The organism is Phenylobacterium sp. (assembly GCF_041920015.1).
Taxonomy (GTDB): domain Bacteria; phylum Pseudomonadota; class Alphaproteobacteria; order Caulobacterales; family Caulobacteraceae; genus Phenylobacterium.
The window spans coordinates 1-5,840 of record NZ_JAYRST010000124.1 but is presented as its reverse complement, the minus strand read 5'-3'; the positions used below and the strand labels follow the sequence as shown (position 1 = coordinate 5,840).

Genomic DNA, 5,840 nt, shown 5'->3' with positions numbered 1-5,840 from the left:
GAAGAGGACAAGCTGACCGTGGCCCGCGCCCGGAAGATCCAGAAGTTCCTCAGCCAGCCGTTCCACGTGGCCGAGCAGTTCACCAACATGCCGGGCATCTTCGTTTCGCTGGAAGACACCATCCGCTCGTTCAAGGCGGTCGTGGACGGCGAATACGACCACCTGCCGGAAGCGGCCTTCTACAACGTCGGCACCATCGAAGACGCGGTGGCCAAGGCCGAAAAGCTGGCTGCGGAAGCCTAAGCCCCATGGCCGGTAAGCTGCACTTTTCCCTGGTCTCGCCCGAGCGCGAACTGTTCTCCGGCGAGGTCGATCAGGTCGACGCGCCAGGGACGGAAGGCGACTTCGGCGTCCTGGCCGACCATGCGCCGTTCATGACGACGCTGAAGGTCGGCGAGGTGAAGGTCTACAGCGGCGGCGCCGTGAAGGTCTTCGCGATCGAAGGCGGCTTCGCCGACGTGACGCCCGAGGGCCTGACCATCCTGGCCGAGCAGGCCAGCGAGGTCGCCGCCTGACCTTCTGAACGACCTCCAGTCGAAGGGGCTCCGGTCACGCCGGGGCCCTTTTTACTGTCCGCCCGCCGCTGTTCGCCTCCGATCGGCCCAATTGCCGCGCTAGAGGGGTTGCGAGGGATGGCCTGTTTCTATTGTTATGCGCCGACTCAGTTAGGGGAGCCCGCCATGCGCACCGCCATCGTCAGTCTGATCGCCCTCACAGGCCTCGCCACGGCGGCCGTCGCCCAGGCGCCGGAAGCCCCGCCGGCCGAAACGCCGCCTGCGGCGCCTGCCGAGCAAGCCGCCCCTGCAGCCCCCGAGGCTGCGCCCGCCGCGGCGCCGGCCGAGGAAAAGACCTACACGATCCCGACGACGGGCGCGGAAGGCCAGATCATCGACGTGGTCAACCGCTTCTGCAAACCGCTGGTCAAGGGCGGGAACTTCGACCAGCTCGCCTCCGGCCTCGGCGGCTACAAGAAGAACAAGCGTGAGGGCACCTATGTCGCCACTCTGATGGCCAAGCCCTACACCCTCACCCTCTGGCCGCAGGGGTCCAACAAGGACGTCTGCCGCATGACGATCAATTACGAGATCGACGGCGAGAAGCCGATCATCGTCGGCCTCAACATCTTCTCGTTCCTGCACAAGCCCGAGCTGATCCAGCAGCGCAACGACTTCGTCCCGGCGACGGACTACAAGCGCATCACCAACTCGTGGGAATACTACACCGACCACGAATCGATCGGCTTGGTCTTCCTGCAGCTCAAGAAGCCGGACGGCTCGCCCGTCAACGCCAAGTGGGACGCTGGCGAAGTCCTCTATTCGGAACGCTCGTTCTAAAGGCTTCCAGGCGCGAGGGACGACCCTCGCATCCCGCCTGCCAAAACGGGGACGACCCCACCAGCTAGGAGCCGCCAGCCATGGCGTGGGTCGTCCTTTTCATCGCGGGCCTCTGCGAAATCGCCTGGGCCGTCGGGCTCAAATACACCGATGGCTTCACCCGGCTGTGGCCGACCCTGTTCACCGGGGTCAGCCTGGTCGCCTCCATGGCGCTGCTGGGCCTGGCGGTGAAGTCGCTGCCGCTCGGCACGGCCTATGCGGTCTGGACCGGCATCGGCGCGGTCGGCACCGTCATCCTCGGCATCGTCCTCTTCAAGGAACCGGCGACCGTGGCGCGGCTGGTCTGTGTCGGCCTGATCGTCAGCGGCATCCTGGGCCTCAAGTTCCTCAGCCCGTCCGATTGAGCGTTTCGAGCTTGGCCTCTAGGGTTTCATCCGAACGCATCTGTTTGGAGTTCCCCAGCCCATGACGACGCGCGCCCTGCTGCTCGGCGCGGCTCTCAGCTTCGCCTGCGCCGCCGCCGCTCCCGCCGCCGACCTGCCGCGCCGCGAGGTCGGCCAGATCGTCTATGACAACGTGCCCGAGACCCCGGCCGCCCTGCAGGCGGCCATCGCCCCCTACTACAACGCCCGGTCGGCGGTGTTCGAGGACTGGCTCTCCGACGGCTCGATGCTGATCGCCACCCGCTTCGGCGACGTGAACCAGATCCACCGTGTCGCCGCCCCTGGCGGCGCCCGGACCCAGCTCACCTTCTTCGCCGAGCCGGTGAACAGCGCCAAGGCCCAGCCGGGCGCCGCCCGCTTCGTCTATCCGCGCGACGTCGGCGGGGCCGAATACTATCAGGGCTATCTGCGCGGCCTGGACGGCGCGGAGGTCGCGCTTACGGCGCCCCGGACCCGCAACGGCGGCTTCGTCTTCTCCAAGGACGGCCAGCAGGTCGCCTGGAGCCAGGCCACGCCGGGCGATCCGAACTACGACATCATGCTGGCCGACACCGCCCGCCCCGAAGGCCGCCGCGTCGCCTTCGAGGGAACCGGCGCCATGTCGGTCGAGGCCTTCTCTCCCGACGGGAAGTCGCTGCTGCTCAGCCGCTCGTTCTCGGCCACCCACACCGATCTCTTCGTGCTCGATCTCGCCAGCGGCCAGGCCAGGCAGATCGGGGCCGTCGGGCGCAAGGTCGGCTATCAGGGCGGGGCCTTCACCGGCGACGGCGCCGGGGTCGTCACCCTGTCCGACGAGGGCTCCGACTTCACCCGCCCCGTGGTCATCGACATCGCCACCGGCAAGGCGCGCGACCTCGATCCCGGCGCCAGATGGTCGACGGAAGCCTTCGACCTGTCGTCGGACGGCAAGACCCTCGCCTACATGGTCAACGAGGAGGGCTATTCGAAGATCGTCCTCAAGGACGTGGCCACCGGCCAGGCGCTGGCCGCGCCGAAACTGCCGCCAGGCGTGCTGACCGGCCTCGGCTTCTCGCCGGACGGACGCAAGCTCGGCTTCAGCCTCTCGACCTCCACCTCTTCGGGCGACGCCTGGAGCTACGGCCTCGACGATCAGCAGCTCGTCCGCTGGACCCAGAGCGAGCTGGGCGGTCTAGACCCGGCCAGGCTGGTCGAACCGACGCTGTTCCGTTTCCAGACCTTCGACAAGCGCTCGATCCCGGCCTTCATCTACCGGCCGCCGGCCAAGGCGGGCGCGAAGCTGCCGGTCGTCATCCAGATCCACGGCGGACCCGAAGGCCAGGAGCTGCCCAGCTTCAATCCGCGCCGCCAGTCCTGGGTCAATGAACTGGGCGCGGCGGTGATCATTCCCAACGTCCGCGGCTCCACCGGCTACGGCAAGACCTATCTCGACCTCGACAATGGGGCGAAGCGCGAGGACTCGGTGAAGGACATCGGCGCCCTGCTCGACTGGGTGGCGGCCCAGCCGGACCTCGACGCCAGCCGCGTGGCCATCGTCGGCCAGTCCTACGGCGGCTACATGTCATTGGCGGTGGCCGCCCACTACAACGACCGCATCGCCGGGGCGATCGACCTCTACGGCATCTCCAACTGGACCACCTTCCTGCAGAACACCGAAGGCTACCGCCGCGACCTGCGCCGGGTGGAGTACGGCGACGAACGCGATCCCAAGATGCGGGCGGTCTTCGACAGGATCTCGCCGCTGAACCTCAGCGACCGCATGAAGAAGCCGATGATGATCTATCAGGGCGCCAACGACCCGCGCGTGCCGCAATCGGAGTCCGAGCAGATGGTCGCCAGGCTGCGCGCCCAGGGCTCCGAGGTCTGGTACGTCCTGGCCAAGGACGAAGGCCACGGCGTCAGCAAGAAGCAGAGCGCCGAAGCGGTCCGCGCTACCGAGATCGTGTTCCTGAAGAAAGTTCTGGCCGTCGACTGACGCTTGGCTTCAGGCTGGTACGTCTTCCAGCCAGCCCAGGGCGATGTCGGCCACCTCGCGCCAGCCGGGCTCGCCCAGCAGCCAGTGGCTCATGCCCGGCGCCTCGATGAAGGTCGCATCCATCCGGCTGGCGGTCTGGCGCACGGTGGCCGGCGGATGGGCGACGTCGCGTTCGCCGCCCAAGACCAGGCAGGGCGTCCGGCCCGAACCCGGGCTGAGGCTGGTGGTCATGAACGGGTCCAGCCACCAGTTCAGCGTCTCGTAGAGCGCGCGGCCGCTCTCGGGCCGCAGCCGCGCGGTGACCGCCTGGCGCTCGGTCCGCGTCATGCGGTCGAGGCTGAAGCGGGACATGATCCCCCGGTCGGGCGAGACCGCCTGGGCCCAGAACGGCCCTTGCGAATAGAGGCCCACGGCGGTGATCGCCTCTTCCACCGACGATCCGGTCACGCCCCAGGGCGCGGACGGCGCCAGCAGCACCAGGGCGCGGACCGGCGCGCGCCGCGCGGCCATCGCCGCCACCAGCCCGCCCATCGAATGCCCGACCAGGATCGGCGGCGCGGCCTGGGCGGCGCACAGGGCGGCGATGTCGCGGGCGTAGTCGCCCATCGAAACCCCGACCACCGCCCCGCGCGGGGCGTCGGCCGCATGGCCGCGCAGGTCGGGGGCCGACACCTGATGGCCGGCCGCCTCGAAGGGCTCGCGGAACTTCTCGAACGCCCAGCCGCCGCAGAAGGCCCCATGGACCATGACGACGGGCGCGGGGGTTTGCGTCATGCCGGCGTCAGGCCACGTAGCCGGGCAGGCCAGCGAAGTCGTGGAAGGCGCGCACGACCGCCTCGTAGATGGCCTTCTTGAACGGCACGACCAGGCCAGGCGCCTCGTCCAGCCGGCCCCAGCGCCAGGCGTCGAATTCCGGGTGGCCCTGGCCGGAAAGGTCGATCTCGCTCTCTTCGCCGTCGAAGCGCAGGGCGAACCAGACCTGCCGCTGGCCTTTCCAGCCCTTGGCCACCTTCGATCCGGTATGATCGGGCGGGAAGTCGTAGGCCAGCCAGCCGTCGGTGCGGCCGAGCAGGGTGGTGGTGACCACGCCCGTCTCCTCGGCCAGTTCGCGCTTGGCCGCCAGATAGAGGTCCTCGCCGGCGTCGACGCCGCCCTGCGGGAACTGCCAGTTGTAGGGCGGTGCGGTCTGGAAGCGTCGGCCCAGCCACACGCGGCCGTCCGGATGGAACAGAACCACCCCGACATTCGGGCGATAGGCGGAAAGATCGGTCATCCCATCCATTTAACGCCGTGTGGTCAAAGCGGAAGCCGGTGCGAGCTGATACCCTCGAGATTCCACCGTCTCGGACCATTTCGCGACCTGGGCCAGCGTCACCGGATAGGCGAAGCCCGAGCCCAGGGCCTGGCCGTTCTGCAAGGCGCCGGCTTCGATGGCCAGCAGTTGCTGGTCGATCGCCTCGCCCGAAAGCTGCTCGTCGATGATGCGAATCGCCGAGGCCCGACCGGGGCCGGAGCGCCGCGCCGCCTGGCCGTCGTCGATGAAGGCCAGACCCCGCCCGCGCAGGGCGCTCAGAAAGGCGTTCATGCCGTTGTCCGAGGTCATGAACCGGGAGCCGAGATAGTTGGTGACCCCGAAATAGCCGGTCGCCCGCGACAGCACCCATTCCAGCTTCTTGACCGTCTCGCCGCCGGGCGCGTTGGCCATCAGCGTATAGGGCCCAGGATCGTTGTCGGGATAGTCGTTGGGCTCCATCGGCGTTTCCAGCAGCACCTCATGGCCAGCGGCCCGCGCCAGGTCGATCCAACCCTGCAGCCCTTCCGCATAGGGCACGAACGACAGGGTGATCTCGGGCGGCAGCAGGTCGATGGCCTGGCGGGTCGCCGCCGCATTGAGCCCCAGCCCGCCGATCACCAGCGCCACCTTCGGGCGGCCGTTGGGCACGAAGGGGCGAGCATAGGCCTCGGCCGGCGTCTTGCCGTTGGCCGCGATGATCGGCAGCGGCCCGTTCGGACCCTGGGCGTGGAAGCCGGCCAGCGGCGCGGGGGCCAGCGGGCCGGCGGCGTGGAACGGCCGCGCGCCCTGGACGGTGATGGTCGCCTCGCCCATCA

The 5,840-nt window shown here is 68.7% G+C and carries 7 protein-coding genes and 1 pseudogene; 5 read left to right on the top strand and 3 right to left on the bottom strand.

Going from position 1 to position 5,840, the window contains the following annotated elements:
* The 5 genes and pseudogenes from ACE3TL_RS16380 to ACE3TL_RS16360 all read left to right on the top strand — a co-directional run.
* Positions 1–243, top strand: a pseudogene (locus ACE3TL_RS16380) (F0F1 ATP synthase subunit beta); the annotation flags it as partial.
* A gap of 5 nt (positions 244–248) precedes the next feature.
* A complete protein-coding gene (locus tag ACE3TL_RS16375; protein WP_374534345.1) occupies positions 249–515 on the top strand; it encodes an ATP synthase F1 subunit epsilon in 267 nt (88 codons plus the stop codon).
* A gap of 165 nt (positions 516–680) precedes the next feature.
* On the top strand, positions 681–1,334 hold the full coding sequence (locus ACE3TL_RS16370) for a hypothetical protein (RefSeq protein ID WP_374579734.1): 654 nt from the start codon (positions 681–683) through the stop codon (positions 1,332–1,334).
* Between the two features lie 80 nt (positions 1,335–1,414).
* A complete protein-coding gene (sugE, locus tag ACE3TL_RS16365; RefSeq protein ID WP_374579733.1) occupies positions 1,415–1,738 on the top strand; it encodes a quaternary ammonium compound efflux SMR transporter SugE in 324 nt (107 codons plus the stop codon).
* A gap of 61 nt (positions 1,739–1,799) precedes the next feature.
* Positions 1,800–3,731 (top strand): alpha/beta fold hydrolase, encoded by a 1,932-nt coding sequence (locus tag ACE3TL_RS16360; RefSeq protein ID WP_374579732.1) that lies wholly within the window; start codon positions 1,800–1,802, stop codon positions 3,729–3,731.
* Between the two features lie 9 nt (positions 3,732–3,740).
* Here the strand turns inward: ACE3TL_RS16360 and ACE3TL_RS16355 are convergent, their stop codons facing one another.
* From ACE3TL_RS16355 to ACE3TL_RS16345, 3 genes are all read right to left on the bottom strand, one after another.
* A complete protein-coding gene (locus ACE3TL_RS16355) occupies positions 3,741–4,505 on the bottom strand; it encodes an alpha/beta hydrolase (RefSeq protein ID WP_374579731.1) in 765 nt (254 codons plus the stop codon).
* Positions 4,506–4,512: 7 nt separating this feature from the next.
* The gene (locus ACE3TL_RS16350; RefSeq protein WP_374579730.1) at positions 4,513–5,004 is read right to left on the bottom strand and encodes an RNA pyrophosphohydrolase; all 492 of its coding nucleotides are present in this window, start codon (positions 5,002–5,004) and stop codon (positions 4,513–4,515) included.
* Between the two features lie 9 nt (positions 5,005–5,013).
* Positions 5,014–5,840, bottom strand: an 827-nt coding sequence (locus tag ACE3TL_RS16345; protein WP_374579729.1) for a divergent polysaccharide deacetylase family protein, incomplete at its 5' end; no start/stop codon positions are given.

What these genes read in the sequence shown, in the direction of transcription:
- ACE3TL_RS16375 (WP_374534345.1), top strand. Translation starts at nt 249, where the DNA reads ATGGCCGGTAAGCTGCACTTTTCCCTGGTCTCGCCCGAGCGCGAACTG.
- ACE3TL_RS16370 (WP_374579734.1), top strand. Translation starts at nt 681, where the DNA reads ATGCGCACCGCCATCGTCAGTCTGATCGCCCTCACAGGCCTCGCCACG.
- sugE (WP_374579733.1), top strand. Translation starts at nt 1,415, where the DNA reads ATGGCGTGGGTCGTCCTTTTCATCGCGGGCCTCTGCGAAATCGCCTGG.
- ACE3TL_RS16360 (WP_374579732.1), top strand. Translation starts at nt 1,800, where the DNA reads ATGACGACGCGCGCCCTGCTGCTCGGCGCGGCTCTCAGCTTCGCCTGC.
- ACE3TL_RS16355 (WP_374579731.1), bottom strand. Translation starts at nt 4,505, where the DNA reads ATGACGCAAACCCCCGCGCCCGTCGTCATGGTCCATGGGGCCTTCTGC.
- ACE3TL_RS16350 (WP_374579730.1), bottom strand. Translation starts at nt 5,004, where the DNA reads ATGACCGATCTTTCCGCCTATCGCCCGAATGTCGGGGTGGTTCTGTTC.